The sequence below is a fragment of the Sporobacter termitidis DSM 10068 genome, from assembly GCF_900130065.1.
Taxonomy (GTDB): Bacteria; Bacillota; Clostridia; order Oscillospirales; family Oscillospiraceae; genus Sporobacter; species Sporobacter termitidis.
Genome location: NZ_FQXV01000008.1, coordinates 202,211 through 223,036 on the forward strand (window position 1 = coordinate 202,211; position 20,826 = coordinate 223,036).

Sequence of the window (20,826 nt, forward strand, 5' to 3'; positions counted from 1 at the left end):
AAAGGAGGGAAAGAATGGCGCGGGAAGACCTAAAACGTACGAACGATTATCAGAAAAAGAACCGTGAGGAGCTGGGCGTTTTTACGGAATGGCCCCTGCCTTCGGACGTTGCCCGGGGCGGCGGACGGACGCAGCCGGCGGAAAAGAAAAAGGATAAATCAGGTGCGCAATGAGCCGCGCCGGCGCCGGCGCCAAAATTGGAGGAAAGAAGGTGAAAATCATGACGCTTGACGAGTGGAAAAACAACAAGGACTTCGATGAGATCAGCCGCGAGATGAACGGGCTGTTCAATAACCGGCAGCTGACGGCCACCGATGTGATCACCGGGGGCGGCGCTTTTCTGAATCCGACGGTGATGGAGGCGGCACAGGTGAAACCTCAGCCGCCCGCCCAATAAAGGTATAGAGGCTGTCCTACTTTAAAACCTGCGGCTCCGCCGGAGGCTTTTTCTTTATGGTTTTGTAGGCCTCGTCCAAAAGCGCGCCGATACCGTTGCCGTGGGCGCGGCAGAGGCGCTTGAGGCGGTACAGGTCCGGCGTTTTCTCGTGCGAAAGGACGTTGATGCCGTACCTGCAGGAGAGCGTGGCCTGAAAGCCCAGCGCGCGGAGGATCGTGTCGGTATCCTCGCTGTAGCGGCCGTAGGGGTAGGCGAAGGTCGTCGGAAGGACGCCTGTTTGCTGGAATATCTCGCTTTGCGCTTTTGTCAGGTCGGTTTTCAGGATTTGCTCGTAGACCGCGAGGGACTCGCTTTTTTTCCGGACGCAGCCGTAACGGCCGTTTTTCACCACGTGCAGATTGTACGAGTGGTTCTGGACCTCCACGAGGCCGCTGTCCAGCATTTCGTTAAGCTGCGCCCAGGTGACATGGGAGTAATCGATATTGGTATCGGGGTTGCGCGTAAAGTCGTCCGTATTTTTGACGATCAGGGAGAGGACGATTTTCATGTCGTATTTTTTGAGAAGCGGCAGCGCGTATTTGTATGTGCTGAGATAACCGTCGTCAAAGGTGAGCATGATCGGGTTCGGCGGCAAAGGGGCGCGGTTATAAAACCAGTCTGTCAGATCGTGCATTGTGACGGTATTGTAATCTTTTCTTTTCAGGTATTTCAGGTCGCTTTCAAATTCCCACGGCGAAACCACGTCCTTGCCCAGCTTGGAGTGCTTGATTTCATGGTACATGATAATGGGCAGAGAAATCCCTTCGCCCTGCGATGCGTCCAGAGCGCCGGCGCGCCGGGGAAGACAGGGGAAAAGCAGGCTGAAGATGAGTAAAATAATGACTGATTTGCGTATCATGCAGATAATTCCTTCTATAGTAGAGGTGTTTCTATTATGCCTTTGACGCGGCGTGCCATGCTGAAATATAATGCTCATAATGGCAAGACATGCACGGTTTTCCATAATACGGGAGGTTTTTATGCGGCTTTTTTATGCGGTAACGTTTGACGAGAACGTCCGGCGGCAGCTTGCCGAAATTCAGGACAGGCTGCGGGCGCAGACGCTCCGGGGCAATTTTACGCTTTTTGATAACCTGCACCTGACGCTTGTTTTTATCGGGGAGGTGCCGCCCGAGCGGGCGCCGCCCCTCTTTGAGATCGCCAAATCCACACAGACGGCGCCGTTCCGGCTGCGTATCCGGGGCGCGGGCAGCTTCCGGCGCGAGGGCGGCCAGCTTGTCTGGGCGGGCGTTGAGGAAAACGACCGCCTGACGGAGACGTACGAGAAGCTGGCGGGACGTGTCGCCGCGGCGGGCTTCAGAGTCGAGGCGCGGAAATTCACACCGCACCTTACCCTGGCGCGCAACGCCCGTTTCCGCGACGGCTTCTCCCTGCAGGAGTTCTCGCGGGGGCTCGCCGCCATTGACGCGACGGTCGCAAAGGTCAGCCTGATGCAGTCCGAGCGGATCGGCGGCAGGCTGACGTATACGGAAATCGCGTGACGGGGCGGGCGGCGGCGCTCCGGTATTGCCCTACTGGCACCGATCGCGCGCGCCCCATGATCCGGAAATGTGACGCTTATTGCCTGCAGGGCGCATATTTATGACGGTTTGTGGGAAAAATATGGCGCGGAAGGGGATGAGCACATGGCGGAACGCGAGAAGAAAAAGAGAAGCAATTTTTTCACCTACAACAATAACAACGGTATCCCGAGCATGAACAAGCAAAACCACTTCAACGTGGAGGAAAACAGCGACTGGGAGAGCCGCAAGGACCGGTACCGCGGAAAGCTTTACTGAAGCACCCGCCTGGAAAAGGCAAAAGCCCGCACGCGTGTGCGGGCCTCATTTTGGCGCCGGGGGAGAAGAAAATCCGCGTCATTCCTTGTCGTTTTTCTTGCCCGTTTCCGCGTTCCTGCGCTCGCCGAAGGAGCAGTAATCGTCAAAGTCGAACAGCCGGTATCTGCGGAAGAATTCGTTTTGGCACAGCACAAGCCCGCACTGAAACGCGTTCGGTACGCCGTACTTGCAGTCGCGGCAGTAGACGATGTTTGGCATCCTGCTGTTCCAGGCGTCAACAGCTTCCTGTTCGGTCTTGTACCAGCGCTCGGCAAACTGGACCGCGCACTTGTAATTTGTATCGATGACGCGAAAGGCGCCCGAAAAGTTTAGTAGTTTGGCCTCGGCCCCGCAGAAGGGACATTTCAGCAGCTTATGATCCATTATGTACTCCTTTCGCACAGACGGCGTCGCGCCGCTCTGAAAGCCGCGGAGGGACGGCGCAATGTCGGCCTCTGTTATCGTATATGCGCGGCCGCGGTAAAATGCTACGCACAACTGAATTGTTGCTGCCCACGGCAGGATTCGTGTTTACATAATGTACAGAAAACCTGGGAAGCAAAAGAGCATGACGTCCCGGAGGGGGCTGTCATGCTCTTTACGGAGATTAAAGCTGCCGGCCGAGCGACGGAATTGGGCTGACGTTATCCCACGGCGTCCTCGCTGAGGGGCTTGTAATCAAGGCTGCCGTCGTAGCCGTTGGGGAAATTGACATACACCTGGGCGGCCTTGCCGTCGCCGGCGAGACGCACCGCGAAAGCCGAGCCGTCGGACAGGGCGCAGACGACTGTGACGCCGACGTTCTCGGTGGCGTAGACCACCTTGCTGCCGGTGATGGTCACGCCGGAGGGCAGCAGCTTTGCGATGTCCCGCTCGGCGGTTGCGATCCAATCGGGGTCCTGCACGTCTTTACTGACGATCTCGGTATAATCAAGGTTAAAGCAGCCGATGTCCAGTATCGCGCCTGTCACGGAATTGATATCCGCGATATAGCGGTTCGAGCTGTCCGTTTCATCAGGGGCGTGGAATAAAATGCTCCAGTTATCCGAATAGGGGAGCGGGCTTTTTGAGAATGAGGCGACGGCGGTATAGCCCGCCAGATCGACGCCGTATGCCGTTTGAACCAGCGCCGCGCCCCGGGCGGCGGCCTGGTCCGCCGTCATGTCCTTGTCGCCGGGGGTGGCGGACGTGATATAGTCCTCGTATATTTTTTCGATTTGTTCCGGCGTCAATTGCTGCTTTGTGATTTGCATTTTCATTTTGACTTCGTTCTTAAACTGCTCAAAATCCATAAGCTGCGTGGACCGGTCATCGACGGTATAGAGCGGCTGGGACAAAGCGGTCTGGCCGGGGGCCTGGCTGGGCAGGGACACGGCGGGGGCTGACGTGACCGCATCGTTCAGGGCGGTACCGGGTACGGCGGAGTTCAGCGCGTAGGCCATGGCGGAGGTGCTGCCGACGATCAAGAGGACGGCGGCGGCGACGATCCAGATTTTTTTGACGTGCTTTTTAAATTGGGACATTTTTATTACTCCTTAATCCAAATTTTGTGTGGTTCCACGCTCTAATTGTAAATCCGCCGGCGTTTCGGAGTTTTCAGAGGGTTGTAAAGGAGTCGTAAAAACAATGCGTATTTTTGTGCCTTCGCCTTTGACGGAATCGATTTTCAGCTCGGCGCCGTGCGCGGCGGCGATGTCCCGGCACAGCGCCAGCCCCAGCCCGACGCCGCCGGAGGCGCGGGAGCGCGCCTTGTCGATCCGGTAGAAGGGCTCGCAGACGAGCTGTATTTCGGATGTTTCCATGCCGCAGCCGGAATCGGCGACCTCAAGCACGGGGTGTCCGTCGAAATACGCGGAAAGAAGGATAGCGGCGCCGGGAGGCGACGCTTTGACGGCGTTGTCGACGAGGTTTAAGAGGAGCGACTGCAGCAGGTCGCCGTCGCCGACAAGGGTGTCCAACGCGCACTCGAGCTCCAGGCGCAGGTTTTTCTCCCTGAGGCGCGGCTCGGATAAACCGGCGATTTCCCGCAGCAGCGCCGGGGCGGCGACGGTGTCAAAAACCGGGCTGCCGTTGCGGACGAGCGCCATTTCCAAAAGCTTAAGGGCCAGATTTTTCACGCGGTCCGTCTCCGAGATGATGTAGCCTGCCGCGACGATCCTGTTCTCCTCGCTGGCGTAGGCGCCCTGCAGATATTCAGCGTAGCCCCGGATGGCCGTCAGCGGCGTGCGGAGCTCATGGGCAAGGTTGTCGATCAGGCGCTGCTTGGCCTGCGCGTTTTTGTCCAGCTCGTCGATTTTGTCCTGAACGCTCACGGCCATCTGATTGAACGCCGCCGACAGGTCGGAAAACTCGTCCCGGCCGCGCAGCGGGATGCGCTCGCCGTAGCTGCCGCCGGCGATGCCGCGCGCGGCCGACCGGAGAGTGCGGATCGGCTGCGTCAGCTTTCGCAGTATCAGGGACAGGACGACGGCCAGCACGGACTCAAGGGCGGCGCCGACGGCAATCAGGTACACGGTGAGCTGCCGGTGCGTTGTGTACAGCTCGGACAGCTCCCGCAGAAATGTCAGGGAATAATCGCCGAACTGCCCGCCAAGGCGGCCTGTGATGCAAAGAAACGACCCGCCGGCCGCCGGGACGGTCTGCACGGCGTATGTGCCGTCCGCCGGCGCCGAAAGGTCCGCGGCGGCGGACGCGCCGGAAGGAAGATTTGAAAACACCACGGTATCGGACCTTTTAAGCTCAAAGGTGACGCCCTGACTCAGGTAATAATCGGCGTAAGAGCGCATGACGCTTGCCTCCGATGACGGCGTCAGGCTGCTTTGGTCGCGGCCCGCCATACTGTACATCGTCTGGTAAACGCTCGAAACGACAAGACGGTATTCGCTCAGCGCCCTGTCGGTATCCCGGTTCAGGTTGAGGGCGAAGCTGTATTTGGACGTCAGGAACAGACAGACATTGATGAACACGATAAAAACGGTCAGCATGATCAGAAACGTTTTCTGCCAATATTTCATGAGCCGGCCTCCAGGCGGTAGCCCATTTTGAAGACGGTCTTGATCCGCCTTTCCCAGTTCAGCTTTTTTCGGAGCTTTTGAATATGGACGTCGACGGTCCGCGTCTCGCCGCAGTAATCGTAATCCCACGCCAGCTTGAGCAGCTTTTCACGCGAGAGCGCGATGTTCTTATTTTTAATCAGCACCTCTAAAAGCTCGAATTCACGGAGCGTCAGCTCCACTGGGTTTCCGGCCACGGTGACGACACGGCTGGACAGATCGACCACCGTCCCGTCCAGAGAAAACTGCGGCGACGACCGGGCGGTCCGGCGCAGGGCGGCCTCGATCCGCGCCAAAAGCTCCAGGGTTTCGAAGGGCTTGACGATATAATCGTCGGCCCCCATGTTGAGCCCCTTCACCCGGTCGGACAAGCCGGACATCGCTGTGATGAAGATAACGGGCGTGTTTTCCGGGATGTGCCCCATGAGCGTAAACCCGTCGATTTCCGGCAGCATGACGTCCAGCAGGATCAGCGCGTAGGACGCCGACCTGATGCGGTCCAGCGCCTCGGGACCCGTAAACGCCTGATCGCTCGTATGGCCGACCAGTGTCAGATTCATCGCGATCAAGTCGCTGATGGATTTTTCATCTTCAACAATCAGAATATGCGCCATCTTTCTCACCACCTCGATTGTAGCACGGGACTTGTCCCGCCGGTGTAATGGAGTTGTAAAATATGGGGGCGTTCTCCGCAAAAAAAACAGCCGCGCCAATCGGTGCGGCTGAGCTTTTCAGGTTGTCGGTGTCGCTTCGCTTTGCTTTGCGTCGAGCAGTGCGGTAATATACGCGGCCGTTTCGGGATGGTTGACATACCATTGGCCGGTCGTAAAAGATTTTGCCGTCGTTTCGTCAAATGTCATGACGAGCGGGCCGTGGGTGCTGCTGATCTGATTGAGCTGAATTTCAACGCCGCCGCATTGAAGGCTAAGGCCGAATTGGGGCGGGATGTTCTGGCGGCTGTATTTGATGGCGAAGGAGGATTTCTCAAGCCGGTTTAAGTAATGTACGAGCTGTACGATCTCCTCCTCGGTGAGCTGATACGAATATGTGCCCCGCCATATCATTGCCGCTGTGACGTCTGAGGGAACAAGGTGATATGTCAGCTCCCACGGCGTCGTTTTCACCGCCGACAAAACCCCCAATACGGCGGCGGCGACGAGAACAACGGCCGCCGCGGTTATCACGAGAGGCTTTTTGATCTTATGCATAGCGTCACCCGTTTCCAGGCTGTCTTTTGCCTGATAATATCTTAACTTTTACTGTAACACATATCGGGAGAAATAAAAAGACCGGCGCACACAATTTTGGACAAAAACCCCATGTAATATTTGCCTGCCCGACGGAAGCCTGACAGAAGCCGAGCGGGCGGCCGCAGGGTGGACAGCGTGTTTACTTATAGGCACGGGCTGTGCTAATGTAACGTCAGAGACGAAAAGGGAGGACGGTGGCTTGGATGACAAAAAAGAAAACGGAGGGTACCGAAATGTCGCCGGAGGCGCTGGAGGCGAGGATTGGGGCCTATTTCGCCGAGTGCGAGGCGCGGGAGGTCTTCCCGGACCGGGCAAACATGATCGCCTGGCTTGGTCTGCCGGACGACGTCTATCTCAGATTTGAAACGAACGAGGACGGCAAGTACGCGCCGTATGCCGAGGTCCTGAAAAGGGCGCGCCTGAGGCGGGAGGGCTGGCTGGCCAGAGCCATGTTCAGCGACAAGAACAAGGCGCAGAGCGCCATGTTTCAGCTCCGGCAGCCTTTCAACGGCGGCTACTCCGACAAGGAAGACAGCGGCGTCATGACCATCCGGCTCAAAATCGACGGCGGCAGCAGCGATTTGTTGGATTGAATTGGCCCGCCCACCCGCCCGATAGAGGTATAGGGGCTACACCTCTATGACCCCGACGAGAGGCGGCTGGGGCCACGCCCCAGACCCCGTTTCAGGTGTTCAGGCAGCGTCATAAGATCGACAGGCGCCTTGTGTCCGGTGGTCTATGGGTGGCAGAAGATTATATTAAGTGAAGGAGGTGGCGGCGATGGCGGTGTTGAGGCTCGACGGCGCGGTTGTCATGAAAATCCTCGAGCGCGGCAACGATGTGTGGATCAAGCGGACGAAGGCGGGGATCGTTGTCCTGGAGGTCAGCGTTTCGAAACGGCAGGAGATAGAAAGCTCCTGATTTCAAAGATTTTATATTTTGAATGACGATTCAGCTGCTAAATCATGCATGTCTGTCATTGCGTCAGGGGTGTGTATTTTCAGGGAGCTCGGGTATAGCCCCGGCAATAGCCGGGGCAGAGGTCCCGCGGAGCCCGAGCGCCGTCTCTGACGGTCCAGGGTCGCCCGAACAGAGCCCTCGCAGCCCCGCGGGGGCACAGGGGCGGAGCCCCTCCAATCGGGGCCATTGGGAAAAGCCCCATACCGTTATAGGGCGGGCGGGTGGGAACAAAATAATATGCCGCCGCTGCGAACGGGCAGCGGCAGGGACTAAAAGGAGTCGGACAACGCGCAAAAGCGCGGGCCGGCTCCTTTTTTAGGTGACGTATGGCAATACAGCGACAAGTGAAGACACGTGGCGCGGCGGACGTGAGCATCAAGCTGGGCTGCCTGACGCCGAAGCAGGAACAGTTCTGCCGGAGCCGGACGCTCTATACGGCATACGGCGGGGCGCGGGGCGGCGGAAAAACGCACGCCGTCCGGTGGAAGGCGGTTGGGGGCGCGCTGCGGTATGACGGCATCCGGATTCTGATCCTCCGGCGCACCTATCCCGAGCTCCAGGCCAATCACATTGAGCAAATCTGCAAAATGGTGCCATCGGCTGCCGGTACATACAGCAGCACGCTGCACGCCATGTACTTTAAAAACGGCTCGGTCATCAAGTTCGGCCATTACAGCGGCGACGCCTCCGAAACGGAGTATCAGGGGCAGGAGTACGACTGGATTTTCATGGACGAGGCCACACAGTTCACCGAGCGGGAATTCCGGTTTATCGGCAGCCTTTTGCGGGGCGTGAACGATTTTCCAAAGCGGTTTTATCTCACCTGCAATCCCGGCGGCGTCGGCCACCGGTGGGTCAAGCGGCTGTTTATCGACCGCGCGTTTATCACGGACAGGCCGAATCCCGAGGAAAATGAAAATCCCGCCGACTACAGCTTTATCCCGGCCACCGTCGAGGACAATGTCTACCTCATGGAGTCGTCGCCGGCCTATGTGCGGATGCTGTCCGGCCTGCCGGACAACATCCGGCGCGCGCACCGCTACGGAGATTGGAATGCCCTGGCCGGCACATATTTCCCCGAATTCCGCGCCGCCAGACACGTCGTCGAGCCGTTTCAAGTCCCGGGGCACTGGCTCAGGTACCGCGCGTTCGACTACGGACTCGATATGCTGGCCTGCGGCTGGTTTGCGCAGGATGAGAGCGGGCGCAGCTTTATGTACCGGGAGCTGAAAGCCCCGAATCTCATCGTGTCGGAGGCGGCGAAGCTCATCCGGAGCCGCACGCTGCCGGAGGAGAGCATCGCCGTCACCTTCGCACCGCCCGATATGTGGAGCAGGCAGAAGGATTCCGGCAAGACGATGGCGGAGCTGTTTATGCTGAGCGGTGTCCCGATCGTCCGGGCGGACAACAGCAGGGTCCAGGGGTGGCTGCAGGTCAAGGAAGCGCTGGCACCCCGGGCCGACGGAGGACCGTCGCTCCTGTTCTTTAAAAACTGTACGGAGACGACCGGCGCGATGGAGGCAATTTTGACGGACGAGAAAAACCCGAATGACTGCGCGACGGAGCCCCACGATATCACCCATCTGCCCGACGCCGTCCGGTACTACTGCGTATCGCGTACGCTGAAAACGGAACGGGAAGCGCCTGGAGCGGCGCGGATACCATTGGAGGACGACGACGCCGGGGAGAATTACGACGCGTTCATGACAGGCGGCGCGGCCGGCAGGGGGTATCTTGAGTATTGAACGCCCGCGCGGAAGAGGTGGAGGGGCTGTGCCCGCTCCTCGTGTCATTCCCGCAGCGGCGGGAATCCACGTCCCCGCACGCTCAAGGCGGCGCATTTACCCTCGTAGGGGCCGCCGTCCTCGGCGGCCCATCCCCCCGGCCGACACGCAGTCCGGGCTCTGCTTATGAGCTAAAGGATGGCTGAATAATAATTCAACTTATAACAAGGAGGATATATGCTTTACATTTACGTGCTTGAAATTTCGGCGCTGGTCCTGGAAGCGGCGGGGCTGATCGTTCTGCTGAGGTTGGTCGGCCGGCTGGTCCGGCGTATTGAGGGGCTGTGGGCGCAGTGCGGCGCGCAGCTTGATGCGCTGGCATCAACCATCAGGCAACTGACTGAAGACAGCGACGGCGACGCCCCGACGGAGAGCCGCAGAAAGGCGGCCGAGGCCGAGCGGCGTTTTACGGAGGGCGTTGCGAATATCCTGAATTTCAGTTATGGCGCGGCCGGAAGGAAGGGTGAATGATGAGCAAAGGCATCCCCGATTGCGAGAGCGTCTGGAAGGAATATCTCAAGGGACTCGGCGACAACGCGCGGCAGGGACTCAATGATACGGTGCAGACCAATGAGGACTTCTTCGTCGGGAATCAGTGGAAGGGCGTTGAGGCTGGCGGCCTGCCGACCCCGGTCTTCAATTTCCTAAAGCGCGTGGTCCTGTTCACGGTTGCCGGCATCACGTCGAACAATCTGAAGATGCAGGCCTCCGCCATGGGGAGCAGCGCCGGGGGCGGCGATCTGGACGTTATTGCAGACGTCGTCAACAGGGATTTCGGCGCTCTGTTCGAGTCCAACAAGATCGTCAATCTCCTACGGGAATTTCTGCGCAACGCCGCCGTTGACGGCGACGCCTGCACCTACACCTACTGGGACCCGGAAATCGATACCGGACACCCTGTGAAGGGCGCGATCATCACGGAAATCATCGAGAACACGCGCGTTTTCTTCGGAGACGCCAGCGACAGGCGCGTACAGAGACAGCCGTACATCATCATCTCCCGCCGGGAGCTGCTCGACGTGCTGAGAGACCGGGCCTCAGAGCTTGGCTGTGCCGATTTGGACAGCATCACGGCGGATACCGACGACGGGCGCACTGAACCGTCCAACATGACGGACGACAAGGCGACGGTCCTCCTCCGGTTCTGGCGCAGCAAGACGACGAAGACGGTCTGGGCCGTCGAGACGACGAGAGGCGCTGTTATCAGAAAGCCGTGGGACACGGGCCTTGCGCTGTATCCCGTGACGTGGCTGTGCTGGGACAATATTCATGACAGCTATCACGGCCAGGCGATGATCACCGGCCTGATTCCCAACCAGATATTTATCAACAAGCTCTTTGCCATGAGCATGATCTCGCTCATGACGACGGCGTACCCCAAGATCATTTACGACAAAACGCGTATCGCAAAATGGGACAACCGCGTGGGCGCGGCGATCCCTGTGCAGGGCGGGGACGTCAATTCCGTTGCAAAAATCATCGACCCGGCGCAGATCTCGCCGCAGATCGCCCAGTTTATCAACCTGGCGGTCGACTACACGCAGACGTTCCTGGGAGCGACGAGCGCCGCACTGGGCGAGGCCAGGCCCGAAAATACCAGCGCCATCATCGCGCTGCAGCGGGCGTCCGCCACGCCCAGCGAACTGACGAAGCAAAATCTCTATGAGAGCCTGGAGGATCTCGGGCGCATTTATATAGACTTTATGGCCAGCTGTTACGGCACGCGCAAGGTGCTGCTGGAGCAGCCCGACAGCTTTGCCGTCGTGGCGGCGGCCGGGGGGCTCCGGCCGGAGGATAAGATCCCGGTGGAGTTTGATTACGGGCAGCTGAAAGCTTTGAGCCTGTCGGTCAAGCTCGACATCGGCGCCTCCGCTTACTGGAGCGAGATCGCCTCCCTGCAGACGCTGGACAACCTCCTGACGCAGGGAAAAATCAGCCTGATCGACTACCTGGAACGCGTGCCGAACGGCTATATCAGCAAGCAGCAGGAGCTCATTGACAAGCTGCGGGACGACCAGGCGGCGCCGCAGAACGCGGGCGAAGGAATAGCGGCCGACGGAATGGCGGCCCCGATCCCCATCGCGCCGGGCTTACAGACGCTGAAGCATGCCGTGCTGAATACGGGCGGCATGAAGCCTTGAAATTTATCCGATCCGGCCGCATGTATCGCGGCTAAAATATATTGAATGTTAGTTCAATATATAAAATTACACTGCCCGGGACAGACCAGCCCCGTGCAAATAAATCGCCCCACCACAGGCGAGAGAGGGACAAGCTATGGAAGACAGCATCAGCACAATGACAAGTCAGGCGGAGCCTGAGGCACAGGGCCCGGACGGCATCGGCGCCGATTGGGGCAATGCTCCCGTGGACGGCCGCGGGCCGGATACGCCGGCAGCGGACGAGGCGGAAACCGGCGGCGCGCCGGATGGCGGTGACGAAGAGTCGGCCTGGCCGGAGGATGCGTCGTCTCTGGAAACCGACGGGGACGGGGATATGCCGGGAGACGGGCGGGAGGCCGACCAGAGCTTTACGCTGAAGCATCTCGGCGAAGTCAGAACCGTCGGGCGGGACGAGATGATCGCCCTGGCGCAAAAGGGCCTCGACTATGACCGGCAGCGGCAGAAAAATGATGACTTAACGGCAAAAAACAGTACGCTCACGGCGGAAGCCGCGGCACAGACGGAGACGCTTGCGTTATTGAACGACCTGGCGGCAACGCAAGGGATGACGGTCGAACAGCTGGCCGACGCCGCCCGCGTCGAGCTTCTGGCCAGAAGCGAGGGCATCCCTGTCGCCGCCGCGGCGGAGCGTATCCGGGCGCAGCGGGCGGCGGGGCTCTCACCGGCAGCACGCCCGAAAACGCCGGAGGAGGCGGCCGCCGAGAAGCGGCACACCGATATCCGTGAATTTCTCGCCGAGTACCGCGACATTGACCCGGAAGCTATCCCCCGGGAGGTCTGGCAGGCGGTTGCGGACGGAAAGCCGCTCCTCACCGCGTACCAGAGCTGGGAGCTCAATAAGCTCCGGGCCGAGAAAAGGGCGGCGGCAAAAAACACTGAGAACAGGGAAAAGACCGCGGGCTCGCGCCAGAGCACCGGCGCCGCCCTCCAGCGCGACCCGATCACCGCGGACTGGTATTCATGACAGGGTGGAGTTTGGAGTGTGGAAGGTGAAGTTAACGCCACTCTCCACCCGCCACTCTTCACACTGACAACTGAAAGGAGTTCAAATTTTTATGGCAGTAAATCTCACGACCACGTACTCCCCGCTGATTGCGGAACGCTTCAAGCAGCAGTCCTTTACCGACAACTATGCCGGCAAAAAATATACCCTCGACGGCTCGAAATCCATCGTCGTCTATTCCGTCAACAAGGCAGTCCTGAACAACTATGACCGTACGCTCAACCCGTTTTCCGGAGGCTCCCGCTTTGGCACCATCGCCGAGCTGGGGGACACGACGCAGACGCTGCAGATGACGCAGGACAAGTCCTTCACCTTTTCCATCGACAGCGGGAACAAGGCCGATCAGCTCAACATCAAGCAGTGCAACGAGCAGCTCAAGTCCAACTGGGACGAGGTCTGCACCCCCGCCATCGACATGTATCGCCTGGGCATCTGGGCAAACGGCGCGGGCTGCGGCAAGGCCGGTTCGGCGCTGACGAACTCGACGGCCATGACCGCGATCATGACGGCGTCCGCCGTGCTCTCGAACCGGCTTGTGCCGAAGAAAAACCGCGTCCTGCTCATCAGCGAGACGGCATACATCAACTGCAAGCTGTCCACGGAGCTTGTCGGGATTCCGAATCTGGGCCAGGCGTCGATTGCCAACGGAAAAGTTGGCACGATCGACGGCATGGACGTCATCACTGTCCCCGACAGCTACTTCCCGGCCGGGGTGTATTTCATCATCAAATACGTCGATGCGACGGTAGACCCCTTAAAGCTGAAGGTCCTGCGCGTTCAGAAAAACCCGCTGGGCATTGACGGCGACGTCGGCGAATGCCGCTTTTATCACGACAGCTTCGTGCTGGACGCGAAGGTCAACGGTATCTACGTCTACGGCAACAGCGCCAGCATGCTCGACATGCCGGTGGTGAGCGGTACCGCATCCGTCACCGTTGCCTGCGCCGGCGCGACGGCGATCAGGTACACGACGGACGGCACGAATCCGAAGACCTCGGAGACCGCAGCGACATACGCCTCTGCCGTCGCCCTCTCCGTGGGGCAGACACTCAGGGTATATGGCTCTGGGGCGGGCTATGTCAGCAGCCCGATTGCCGAGTTCACCCGCACAGTCTGACAGTACCCGGCCGGGGATGGGTCCGCCTGTCCCCGGCCTGAAGGAGGGAAGGCCGTGTCAACGACGGCACAGAATGTATTTGATAAAGCGATGGCGCTGATGGATGCGATCGACGAAAGCGGCGATACCAATAACGAGGATACGCTCGAATATAAAAACCGCGCCCTTTTCATTATCAATATGCTCCAAAATGAGCTCTATCGCTACAGCGACACCTATACGGCGACGGCGGGCACGCGGCCGGTCTGCACGGAGGTCACGGGGTATGACGGCGACCTGGGCCTTGATGATTATCTGGCGCGCACCATCCTGCCGTACGGCCTGGCGTATCATCTGCTCATTGCAGAAGACCCGTCGACGGCGAATCTATATCTCCAGCGGTATCAGGAGCTGATCGCAACGCAGGCCGGCGCGCTCCCGTCCGCCGCGGAGGCCATCGACAATGTCTACGGCGGCATTGAGCGCGGAAGCGGTGATGACTGATGGCACGGATCAGCACAGTGACGGGTGAGAGCGTTTTGAGCATCGGCAAGTGGCTGGGCCTGAACGAAAGCCCGGATGGCGATACGCTCCTGAAGGTCGGCGAGGCCGGCGAAATGCGCAACTTTAGAATCACCCGCGACGGCAATTTGCAGAAGCGCCCCGGCTATCAGACGATTCATGAATCCAAAGCCTGGACGGGGCCGATACGCGGCATCTGGCACGGGAACGTTGCAGGGACGGAATACACCGTTTTTGCCGCCGGCGGGGATATCTACAGCTACGACCTTGAGGACAACACGGCGGCGTCGATTCTGCACAGCGGCGTCACGGTGACGGACGCGCCGACAACCTTTTTCGGCTTCGGGGAAAAGCTGTACATGCTGAACGGTCATGAATATCTGGAATGGGACGGCACCATGCCGCCAGACGGCGGGTTTGCCGTGCCGATAGGCTACAGGCCGCTTACAGCGGTTTCGACGGCCCCGGCGGGCGGCGGCACGCTGCTTGAATCGGTCAACAAGCTTAACGGCCTGCGGCGTGTGCGATTCTCGCCGAACGCCAGCGCAAAGACGTTTCAACTCCCGGAAAAAGCGCTGGCAAGCATCGACTACGTGAAAAACCTCGTCACCGGCAACATCTATGTTCCGACGACGGACTACACCGTTGACCTGACAAATGGCGCGGTGACGTTCGGAACAGCGCCGGCGACCGGGACGAACACCATCGAAATAGGCTACACGTTCCCGACGAATTTCAGCAGCCAGATCAAGGCGATGAAGTACGCGGAAATCTACAACGGCGCGCAGGACACCCGCGTATTTATTTACGGCGACGGCACGAACAGGTCCTATTATTCCGGCCTGGACGATACCGGCGTTGTCCGCGCCGATTACTTCCCGGACATGAACGAAATGAACGTCGGCGCGGCCAATACGCCGATTACCGGGATGATACGCCACTATTCCAGCCTGGCCGTCTTCAAAACCGACAGCGCCTATGTCGTCAACTACGGCCAGATCACATTATCCACAGGAGCCTTGACGGCGGCGTTTTACATCAATCCGACCAACAGAAGCATCGGCAACATGGCCTGCGGCCAGATTCAGCTTGTCGAAAACAACCCGCGCACGCTGTTTAACTCGGCGGTCTACGAGTGGAAAAACAACGCCAGTTATTCATCAAATCTCACGGTGGACGAGCGGCAGGCCAAGCGTATCAGCGACCGGGTTAAAAATTCGCTGTCGACAATGGACCTGTCGTCGGCGGTCACTTACGACGACAACGAGCGGCAGGAATATTACATCATTCAGGGCACCACGGCGCTTGTCCACAATTACGCTGTCGACGCGTGGTGCAGGTATACGAATTTTGCCTTTACCGCGCTCCTTGCCATTGGCGGCAGGCTTTACGGCTGCACCCCGACCGGCGATATCGTCACGTTTTCCCGCGATTATTACAACGACGACGGCGCGGAGATAGACGCCTACTGGCAATCCGGCTCTATGGCGTTCGGGCGGGATTATCTGCGCAAATACTCCGGCATGATCTTCGTGTCCTTAAAGCCGGAGCCGTTGGCAAACGTCTATGTGACGCTCATGACAAACCGCAAGTCCGTGTTTGCCGTCAAGCCCATATCGTACAGTTTCCCCACGTTTGCCCGCGCGAATTTTGCGCATTGGGGCTTTGGCACGAATACCAAGCCGCAGACATCACGGCTGAAAATCAAGGCCAAGAAATTCACCTATTACCAGCTTGTTTTTGAAACAAATACCGATTGGAGCACGGCGACGATATTGGGCGCGGATATCAAGCTGCGCTACGGCGGCGACGTGAAATAGGAGGCGCAATATGTCACTCACACCATTAAATGACGACCTGAATATCATTCAGGCCCTGGCCGACACCCCGAACGACACAAGCGGCCTGACCGCCGCCCAGCTTAAAGCAAAATTCGATCAGGCGGGAAACACGATCAAAGGGTATATCAATGACACCCTGTTGCCTGACGTCAGTTCGGATATCACTGATGCCGTCGCGGCGGCGGAGCTTCAATCCGGGAATATGCCGGCGGGGGGGACAACTGACCAATTCATGGTGAAAAATTCAGGCTCAGACTATGACTATGGCTGGAAATCTTTTTACGATCTGATAAATTTAAATCCCCTCGGCCCGGTTCAGTTAATCCAATCCTATACCACGGCTGGGACATACACATTCACCGCGCCGGACGTCAACGGAGACGGCACGCCTTACCCGCTGTGGGCGCTTGTGGACGGCGCGGGCGGCAGTGGCGGGGCAGTTGCCATTAAGGCAACCGGCACGGGTATTGTGTATGCGTCCGGCGCGGCCTCTGGCGTGAGAAAATGTGTTTCATTAATCGCTACCCCAGGCAGCACATATGCGGTGGTTGTAGGCGTTGGCGGCGCGCCGGTGACGGCGACACATGCGGCAACAGCAAATGCTACCCCAACAGTAACTAGCGGCTCCGCTGGCGGTAGCTCATCATTTAACGGGATATCTACCAGCGGTGGAACTGGCGGCCAGGCGTTAACGACGGTGCAAGCTAATGATGATATAGTAGGACCTCCGATTGGCGGGCAATCGGCAGATAGCGCGGGCGGCTATTCCGTTATTTGGGCATCAAACTTGCCGGCCCCCGCTTATGGCAAGCTTCCCGTATGGAACTTATATATTAGCAGCAACGCGTATTGGAAATTCGGCTTAAATAAAAACACCCAAGCGGAACTTCTCAACCCATTTGATCCGGCAGAGCGATTATTATCCGCTGGCGGTGCGGTATATATGTCAGGCTCTTCACTACATTTGCAGAGCGTTGAAACTTTGACTGACGGAAACGGCGGCGGTGCAGGGGAGGGGCAGTATGCAAACACGATAACCAGCAACAGCACATTGACCGGGCATAATGCAACAAGTCCCGGCAGCGGCGGGGGGGCGTGCGGGAACTCATATACTGTCAGCGACGCGACCTACACAGTAACCGCCATTTCAGGGGCCGGCGCGGATGGCCAAGTTCGCATTTATGCGAGAAAGGTGGTGCCATAATGAGTAAAACGGTCAGAATTGTTGACGGAACAGTCCGGGAGATTATACCGCCGGCGGCGACAATTCCAAGCGTGGCGTTTTGGTACGGCGCGGAGTTTGCCGCACAGTGTATCGAAGCGCCGGACGAAGTAATGCAAAACTGGACGTATGACGTGGAGGCGGAAACATTCGCCGCGCCTGTACCACCGGAGCCGACGCCGTCTGTGCCAACAATAGAAGAACAAATTACCAGCGTGCAGAATCACGTTGACATGATAGACAATGCAATTTCGGACTTCTTTATTAATGTAGTCCCAACTTTAGGAACAGGAGTATAGGTACCGCATGGAGGGAATAAGCATGACACCTTACATTGCAAACAATATTGAAATTGTCTATGTGACGCAGGGTTTAACGGCAGCACAGGATAGATACCGCGCCTGGTTTATCAATACGTCGATCTATTCTCGGTACAAAGCAGGGGTTGACGTTATTTTGACAACGGATAACTACGGCGACTGTATCGTCACGGAGTAATGAAAGGACGGCGCGCATGAATATTTCTGAAATCCTCAACATCGCCATACCGGCGCTTTTGACGACGGTTATCATCCCGTTTCTGGCAACGGCGATTACGGCGCTGACGAGCTACATAAAAACCAAAACCAACAACGCCAAGCTGGACAAGTATTTTGAAATGGCGAACGACGCCGTGGTGACGGCAGTTTCCGAGGTTATGCAAACCTTTGTCAGCGAAATGAAAAAGGCCGGCACCTGGGACAAGGACACCGCCGTAAAAGCGCTTGAAATGGCGAAGCTGAAAGCCCAGGAGATTATGGGCGTGGAGGCTTTAAAGGCACTGCCGGAGATCGTCGGCGACGTGGAGGCGTGGCTTAACAGCAAGATTGAGGCGGCGACGCTGGCGGCGAAATGTACGCTCCCCGCCGTGACGCCGGCACCGGCAGCAACGGGGGCGACGGCGTGAGCGCCCAGGCAAACAAGCTCGCCGAGATCGCCGCATCCTACGTCGGTTATCTGGAAAAAGCGACGAACGCACAGCTTGACAGCTTCACCGCCAACGCGGGCAGGGGCAACTATACGATTTTCGGCCAGTGGTACGGCATGAACGGCCAGCCGTGGTGTGCGGAATTTGTGTCTTACTGCGCGGACAGGGCAGGAGTCACAGCCGATATCATCCCGAAACACGCCTCCTGCGCCGTCGGTATCGCCTGGTTCCAGCGGGCGGGCCGCTGGCATAAGCCGTCAAGCTACGTGCCGCAGATCGGCGATATCGTCTACTTTACGTATGACGGCTTGACGGCGGCCCATGTCGGCATTGTTACCGGCGTGGACGGTACGCATATTTACACCGTTGAGGGCAACACCGGCACCACCAAGGACAAGGACGGCAAGGACCTTCTCGCCGACAACGGCGGCGGTGTGGCGAAGAAAAGCTACGCGCTGACGTCAGCGCTGATCTTTGGATATGGGAATCCGGCTTATATACCCGACGCGGCGCCTGTGGACGAGGAGGTCAAAGCGGCGTCGAGGCCGCGGCGAAAAAGTTTGGACTGAGCGCTCCTGATTATTGGTACGATGTGCTGACAGGGACAGTGCCGGCCGCAACTGATAATCTGAAGGCTTTATTCCGGAAAATGACTGCGACGTAAAGGAGGAGCGATAATGACGGAGTGGGGAGTCGTCGGCGTCCTTATAACGATGGTCGGGCTGATCCTCGCGGTCACGACGCCGCTCTTAAAGCTGAACACAAATATCACAACATTGACGGCGGCTGTGGCCGTCCTGCAAAAGAATCTTGGCGAGCTTGTCAAGGGAAATTCCGACAGTCACGAAAAGCTGTGGGACCGCAGCCGAGAACAGGAGAAAACCCTGACAAGCCACGAAACGCGTATTTCAGTCATTGAGGACTGGCGCGACAAGGGGGCGAACTAAATGGCAGATGCAGCACTGGTTGCGGCGGCGGTGCCTGTTAAAATCTATGACCCGACAAATCCATCGGGGGGGATTCAAACAGGCTATGCCGTGAACGGCCAAACCTATACGGACATTGGGCTGACAAACCGTGTCGGAGAGGGCACTTACGTCCAGGGCGACAACGGCGTGATCTATCATATGAGCGGCGGTCAGGGCCGGGCGCTCGGCAGCGGGCGTAATATCGAGGAACTTGTACCGGGGTACGCGCCGCCCAACGCGCGTCAGTCTGACGAAGACACGATAAACGGCATTTATCAGCCGCAGATTGACGCGAGAGTCGCCGCGCTGAATTCCGCGTATCAACAGAATCTTTCCGCGGCCCAGGCCGCGAGAAACGCCATCGCCGGTACATATTACGACGCCCGGAATACCACATCGGCCAACGCGGCGGTCAATCAGGCGAATTTCAACGAACAGGCGGCGGCCAGCGGCATCAACAGCGGCGCGGGGAGTCAGGCCGCGCTTGCCATGAACAACACCTTGCAAGCAAACATGAGCGCATTGGATAAGCAGCAGGCAAAGGATACCGCCGCCGCTGACCTGCAGATTTCCCAGCTTCAAACGCAGTATAAAAACGATATCGCGGCGGCCATCGCTGACGGCAAGTATCAGGTGGCGAACGCGCTCTATCAGAAGATGCTCACCGACACAGAAGCAAAGCGCCAGCAGGCACAATTTGACGCGACATACGGGCTGCAGCAACAGCAGCTTGCCGCCAGCCAGAACGACACGGATTACACCCGCGCGTTGACGGCGGCACAGGCAACGGGCCTCTTTGACGGCATGGCGGCGTATGGCTGGTCGCCCGCGCAGATCACGGCTGCCAACACGGCGGCAACAGCGGCGCAGGCGGCGGCGACAAGGACGACAACGAGGACGTCAACAAGCGGCGGAGGCGGCGGCTCCGGCGGAGGCGGTGGGGGTGGCGATGGCGGCGATGAATGGACCAATATCGATATGTCCAGCGTGAACGCGCTTGGTTACGGCCCAATTTCGTATGCTGCTCTCACCAAGCTCGTTGAGCAAGGAAAGGTCGCCATGTATACCGAGAACGGCGTTATTAAGTTCAGAAGGATACAGCAAGCGCCGCCCAGCATCATGTCGGCGATTACAGGAAAAAACCTCCCGTGATTGGAGAATTATATGAGCAAATTGTCTGACCTCCAAGCGGCTTTGTCAAAGAACAAGGCACAAACAAGTAAAACCGCCAGCTTTCAGCCGGTAAAAAGCGCACCCAAAATGTCTGAATTGCAGATATTGCAAAGCGCACTTAGTAATAATGACCAGGACGTTATCAGGCAATATGCCCCGATTCCGACACCGGGAATTGTTGAGGCAGGAGCAACAGGAGCGCGCATAGCGCAAAACTTGAGCAATTCAGCGAAACAAAGGAATTATCAAAACGTCATGCAAGACCCGACACAGGCCGCCAAAATGCAGGCGGCCCTGCTGGGTGTCCCGTTCACAGCGGCGACGGCGGAAAATCTGCAAACGCTGAACGAACAGGCGACGCGGGCGGCGGATGTATACGGCCTGGATTCTCCGCAGGTGGCCGCGCTTATTGGGCGGCGGCGGGATTTGCAGGCATCGCAGAAGCACGTTGAGGATGTTTACATGGCACAGCCGGCGAAGCTCACGGAGTCGGAGCGTCAGGCGCGGGAATTGCAGCAGGCCGTCAAGAC

27 protein-coding genes are annotated in these 20,826 nt (G+C 58.3%); 21 read left to right on the plus strand and 6 right to left on the minus strand.

What is annotated here, in order from left to right; genetic code table 11:
• Positions 1 to 14 precede the first annotated feature (14 nt).
• On the plus strand, positions 15 to 173 hold the full coding sequence (locus BUB60_RS20170) for a hypothetical protein (protein WP_159435409.1): 159 nt from the start codon (positions 15 to 17) through the stop codon (positions 171 to 173).
• 38 nt (positions 174 to 211) lie between these two features.
• Positions 212 to 397 carry a hypothetical protein gene (locus BUB60_RS12510; protein WP_143162345.1) on the plus strand — a complete coding sequence of 62 codons (186 nt, stop codon included), beginning with the start codon at positions 212 to 214 and terminating at the stop codon, positions 395 to 397.
• A gap of 16 nt (positions 398 to 413) precedes the next feature.
• Here BUB60_RS12510 and BUB60_RS12515 read toward each other — a convergent pair whose 3' ends face one another.
• The gene (locus BUB60_RS12515; RefSeq protein WP_073079550.1) at positions 414 to 1,295 is read right to left on the minus strand and encodes a polysaccharide deacetylase family protein; all 882 of its coding nucleotides are present in this window, start codon (positions 1,293 to 1,295) and stop codon (positions 414 to 416) included.
• 121 nt (positions 1,296 to 1,416) lie between these two features.
• On the opposite strand from BUB60_RS12515, the gene thpR reads away from it, so the two are divergent.
• Positions 1,417 to 1,938: an RNA 2',3'-cyclic phosphodiesterase gene (gene thpR / locus BUB60_RS12520; protein WP_073079552.1), complete on the plus strand. Its 522-nt coding sequence runs from the start codon at positions 1,417 to 1,419 to the stop codon at positions 1,936 to 1,938.
• Positions 1,939 to 2,082: 144 nt separating this feature from the next.
• The gene (locus tag BUB60_RS20175; RefSeq protein WP_159435410.1) at positions 2,083 to 2,235 is read left to right on the plus strand and encodes a hypothetical protein; all 153 of its coding nucleotides are present in this window, start codon (positions 2,083 to 2,085) and stop codon (positions 2,233 to 2,235) included.
• A 78-nt stretch (positions 2,236 to 2,313) separates the two neighbouring features.
• Here BUB60_RS20175 and BUB60_RS12525 read toward each other — a convergent pair whose 3' ends face one another.
• From BUB60_RS12525 to BUB60_RS12545, 5 genes are all read right to left on the minus strand, one after another.
• Positions 2,314 to 2,658, minus strand: a complete 345-nt coding sequence (locus BUB60_RS12525) for a Lar family restriction alleviation protein (RefSeq protein WP_073079554.1) — start codon at positions 2,656 to 2,658, stop codon at positions 2,314 to 2,316.
• Positions 2,659 to 2,918: 260 nt separating this feature from the next.
• Entirely contained in the window at positions 2,919 to 3,797 is an 879-nt protein-coding gene (locus tag BUB60_RS12530; RefSeq protein WP_073079557.1) for a hypothetical protein, read from the minus strand.
• Between the two features lie 12 nt (positions 3,798 to 3,809).
• Complete coding sequence (locus tag BUB60_RS12535; RefSeq protein WP_073079560.1) at positions 3,810 to 5,288, minus strand: sensor histidine kinase; 1,479 nt, start codon at positions 5,286 to 5,288, stop codon at positions 3,810 to 3,812.
• Positions 5,285 to 5,941 carry a response regulator transcription factor gene (locus BUB60_RS12540; protein WP_073079562.1) on the minus strand — a complete coding sequence of 219 codons (657 nt, stop codon included), beginning with the start codon at positions 5,939 to 5,941 and terminating at the stop codon, positions 5,285 to 5,287. Before BUB60_RS12540 ends, BUB60_RS12535 begins: the two co-directional genes overlap by 4 nt.
• Positions 5,942 to 6,058: 117 nt before the next feature.
• Positions 6,059 to 6,535, minus strand: coding sequence for a hypothetical protein (locus BUB60_RS12545; RefSeq protein WP_073079564.1), 477 nt, complete (start codon positions 6,533 to 6,535; stop codon positions 6,059 to 6,061).
• Positions 6,536 to 6,780: 245 nt separating this feature from the next.
• Between BUB60_RS12545 and BUB60_RS12550 the strand changes: the two genes are divergently transcribed.
• The 17 genes from BUB60_RS12550 to BUB60_RS12620 form a co-directional block, all read left to right on the plus strand.
• Positions 6,781 to 7,170, plus strand: coding sequence for a hypothetical protein (locus tag BUB60_RS12550; RefSeq protein WP_073079566.1), 390 nt, complete (start codon positions 6,781 to 6,783; stop codon positions 7,168 to 7,170).
• Positions 7,171 to 7,357: 187 nt separating this feature from the next.
• Complete coding sequence (locus BUB60_RS20180; RefSeq protein WP_159435411.1) at positions 7,358 to 7,498, plus strand: hypothetical protein; 141 nt, start codon at positions 7,358 to 7,360, stop codon at positions 7,496 to 7,498.
• A 365-nt stretch (positions 7,499 to 7,863) separates the two neighbouring features.
• Positions 7,864 to 9,282, plus strand: coding sequence for a phage terminase large subunit (locus tag BUB60_RS12555; protein ID WP_084726461.1), 1,419 nt, complete (start codon positions 7,864 to 7,866; stop codon positions 9,280 to 9,282).
• A 216-nt stretch (positions 9,283 to 9,498) separates the two neighbouring features.
• Complete coding sequence (locus BUB60_RS12560; RefSeq protein ID WP_073079569.1) at positions 9,499 to 9,792, plus strand: hypothetical protein; 294 nt, start codon at positions 9,499 to 9,501, stop codon at positions 9,790 to 9,792.
• On the plus strand, positions 9,789 to 11,462 hold the full coding sequence (locus BUB60_RS12565; RefSeq protein WP_143162346.1) for a portal protein: 1,674 nt from the start codon (positions 9,789 to 9,791) through the stop codon (positions 11,460 to 11,462). The genes BUB60_RS12560 and BUB60_RS12565 overlap by 4 nt, the downstream gene beginning before the upstream one ends.
• Positions 11,463 to 11,598: 136 nt before the next feature.
• Entirely contained in the window at positions 11,599 to 12,468 is an 870-nt protein-coding gene (locus tag BUB60_RS12570; RefSeq protein WP_073079574.1) for a hypothetical protein, read from the plus strand.
• Between the two features lie 91 nt (positions 12,469 to 12,559).
• A complete protein-coding gene (locus tag BUB60_RS12575; RefSeq protein ID WP_073079576.1) occupies positions 12,560 to 13,624 on the plus strand; it encodes a chitobiase/beta-hexosaminidase C-terminal domain-containing protein in 1,065 nt (354 codons plus the stop codon).
• A 54-nt stretch (positions 13,625 to 13,678) separates the two neighbouring features.
• Positions 13,679 to 14,107: a hypothetical protein gene (locus BUB60_RS12580; RefSeq protein ID WP_073079578.1), complete on the plus strand. Its 429-nt coding sequence runs from the start codon at positions 13,679 to 13,681 to the stop codon at positions 14,105 to 14,107.
• Positions 14,107 to 15,945 carry a hypothetical protein gene (locus BUB60_RS12585; protein ID WP_073079580.1) on the plus strand — a complete coding sequence of 613 codons (1,839 nt, stop codon included), beginning with the start codon at positions 14,107 to 14,109 and terminating at the stop codon, positions 15,943 to 15,945. The genes BUB60_RS12580 and BUB60_RS12585 overlap by 1 nt, the downstream gene beginning before the upstream one ends.
• A gap of 10 nt (positions 15,946 to 15,955) precedes the next feature.
• A complete protein-coding gene (locus tag BUB60_RS12590) occupies positions 15,956 to 17,170 on the plus strand; it encodes a glycine-rich domain-containing protein (protein ID WP_073079583.1) in 1,215 nt (404 codons plus the stop codon).
• Positions 17,170 to 17,487 carry a hypothetical protein gene (locus tag BUB60_RS12595; RefSeq protein WP_073079586.1) on the plus strand — a complete coding sequence of 106 codons (318 nt, stop codon included), beginning with the start codon at positions 17,170 to 17,172 and terminating at the stop codon, positions 17,485 to 17,487. The genes BUB60_RS12590 and BUB60_RS12595 overlap by 1 nt, the downstream gene beginning before the upstream one ends.
• A 22-nt stretch (positions 17,488 to 17,509) precedes the next feature.
• Entirely contained in the window at positions 17,510 to 17,686 is a 177-nt protein-coding gene (locus BUB60_RS20185; protein ID WP_159435413.1) for a hypothetical protein, read from the plus strand.
• A 16-nt stretch (positions 17,687 to 17,702) separates the two neighbouring features.
• Complete coding sequence (locus tag BUB60_RS12600; protein ID WP_073079588.1) at positions 17,703 to 18,134, plus strand: hypothetical protein; 432 nt, start codon at positions 17,703 to 17,705, stop codon at positions 18,132 to 18,134.
• Entirely contained in the window at positions 18,080 to 18,724 is a 645-nt protein-coding gene (locus BUB60_RS12605; protein ID WP_073079590.1) for a CHAP domain-containing protein, read from the plus strand. The genes BUB60_RS12600 and BUB60_RS12605 overlap by 55 nt, the downstream gene beginning before the upstream one ends.
• A gap of 108 nt (positions 18,725 to 18,832) precedes the next feature.
• Positions 18,833 to 19,102 carry a hypothetical protein gene (locus BUB60_RS12610; protein ID WP_073079592.1) on the plus strand — a complete coding sequence of 90 codons (270 nt, stop codon included), beginning with the start codon at positions 18,833 to 18,835 and terminating at the stop codon, positions 19,100 to 19,102.
• Positions 19,103 to 20,275 carry a hypothetical protein gene (locus BUB60_RS12615; RefSeq protein ID WP_073079594.1) on the plus strand — a complete coding sequence of 391 codons (1,173 nt, stop codon included), beginning with the start codon at positions 19,103 to 19,105 and terminating at the stop codon, positions 20,273 to 20,275.
• 12 nt (positions 20,276 to 20,287) lie between these two features.
• A partial coding sequence (locus BUB60_RS12620; protein ID WP_143162347.1) for a hypothetical protein occupies positions 20,288 to 20,826 on the plus strand: 539 nt, incomplete at its 3' end.

Bases quoted from the DNA above. Each gene is read 5' to 3' on its own strand.
- BUB60_RS20170 (WP_159435409.1), top strand. From the start codon at position 15: ATGGCGCGGGAAGACCTAAAACGTACGAACGATTATCAGAAAAAGAAC.
- BUB60_RS12515 (WP_073079550.1), bottom strand. From the start codon at position 1,295: ATGATACGCAAATCAGTCATTATTTTACTCATCTTCAGCCTGCTTTTC.
- thpR (WP_073079552.1), top strand. From the start codon at position 1,417: ATGCGGCTTTTTTATGCGGTAACGTTTGACGAGAACGTCCGGCGGCAG.
- BUB60_RS20175 (WP_159435410.1), top strand. From the start codon at position 2,083: ATGGCGGAACGCGAGAAGAAAAAGAGAAGCAATTTTTTCACCTACAAC.
- BUB60_RS12525 (WP_073079554.1), bottom strand. From the start codon at position 2,658: ATGGATCATAAGCTGCTGAAATGTCCCTTCTGCGGGGCCGAGGCCAAA.
- BUB60_RS12530 (WP_073079557.1), bottom strand. From the start codon at position 3,797: ATGTCCCAATTTAAAAAGCACGTCAAAAAAATCTGGATCGTCGCCGCC.
- BUB60_RS12535 (WP_073079560.1), bottom strand. From the start codon at position 5,288: ATGAAATATTGGCAGAAAACGTTTCTGATCATGCTGACCGTTTTTATC.
- BUB60_RS12540 (WP_073079562.1), bottom strand. From the start codon at position 5,941: ATGGCGCATATTCTGATTGTTGAAGATGAAAAATCCATCAGCGACTTG.
- BUB60_RS12545 (WP_073079564.1), bottom strand. From the start codon at position 6,535: ATGCATAAGATCAAAAAGCCTCTCGTGATAACCGCGGCGGCCGTTGTT.
- BUB60_RS12550 (WP_073079566.1), top strand. From the start codon at position 6,781: ATGACAAAAAAGAAAACGGAGGGTACCGAAATGTCGCCGGAGGCGCTG.
- BUB60_RS20180 (WP_159435411.1), top strand. From the start codon at position 7,358: ATGGCGGTGTTGAGGCTCGACGGCGCGGTTGTCATGAAAATCCTCGAG.
- BUB60_RS12555 (WP_084726461.1), top strand. From the start codon at position 7,864: ATGGCAATACAGCGACAAGTGAAGACACGTGGCGCGGCGGACGTGAGC.
- BUB60_RS12560 (WP_073079569.1), top strand. From the start codon at position 9,499: ATGCTTTACATTTACGTGCTTGAAATTTCGGCGCTGGTCCTGGAAGCG.
- BUB60_RS12565 (WP_143162346.1), top strand. From the start codon at position 9,789: ATGATGAGCAAAGGCATCCCCGATTGCGAGAGCGTCTGGAAGGAATAT.
- BUB60_RS12570 (WP_073079574.1), top strand. From the start codon at position 11,599: ATGGAAGACAGCATCAGCACAATGACAAGTCAGGCGGAGCCTGAGGCA.
- BUB60_RS12575 (WP_073079576.1), top strand. From the start codon at position 12,560: ATGGCAGTAAATCTCACGACCACGTACTCCCCGCTGATTGCGGAACGC.
- BUB60_RS12585 (WP_073079580.1), top strand. From the start codon at position 14,107: ATGGCACGGATCAGCACAGTGACGGGTGAGAGCGTTTTGAGCATCGGC.
- BUB60_RS12590 (WP_073079583.1), top strand. From the start codon at position 15,956: ATGTCACTCACACCATTAAATGACGACCTGAATATCATTCAGGCCCTG.
- BUB60_RS12595 (WP_073079586.1), top strand. From the start codon at position 17,170: ATGAGTAAAACGGTCAGAATTGTTGACGGAACAGTCCGGGAGATTATA.
- BUB60_RS20185 (WP_159435413.1), top strand. From the start codon at position 17,510: ATGACACCTTACATTGCAAACAATATTGAAATTGTCTATGTGACGCAG.
- BUB60_RS12600 (WP_073079588.1), top strand. From the start codon at position 17,703: ATGAATATTTCTGAAATCCTCAACATCGCCATACCGGCGCTTTTGACG.
- BUB60_RS12605 (WP_073079590.1), top strand. From the start codon at position 18,080: ATGTACGCTCCCCGCCGTGACGCCGGCACCGGCAGCAACGGGGGCGAC.
- BUB60_RS12610 (WP_073079592.1), top strand. From the start codon at position 18,833: ATGACGGAGTGGGGAGTCGTCGGCGTCCTTATAACGATGGTCGGGCTG.
- BUB60_RS12615 (WP_073079594.1), top strand. From the start codon at position 19,103: ATGGCAGATGCAGCACTGGTTGCGGCGGCGGTGCCTGTTAAAATCTAT.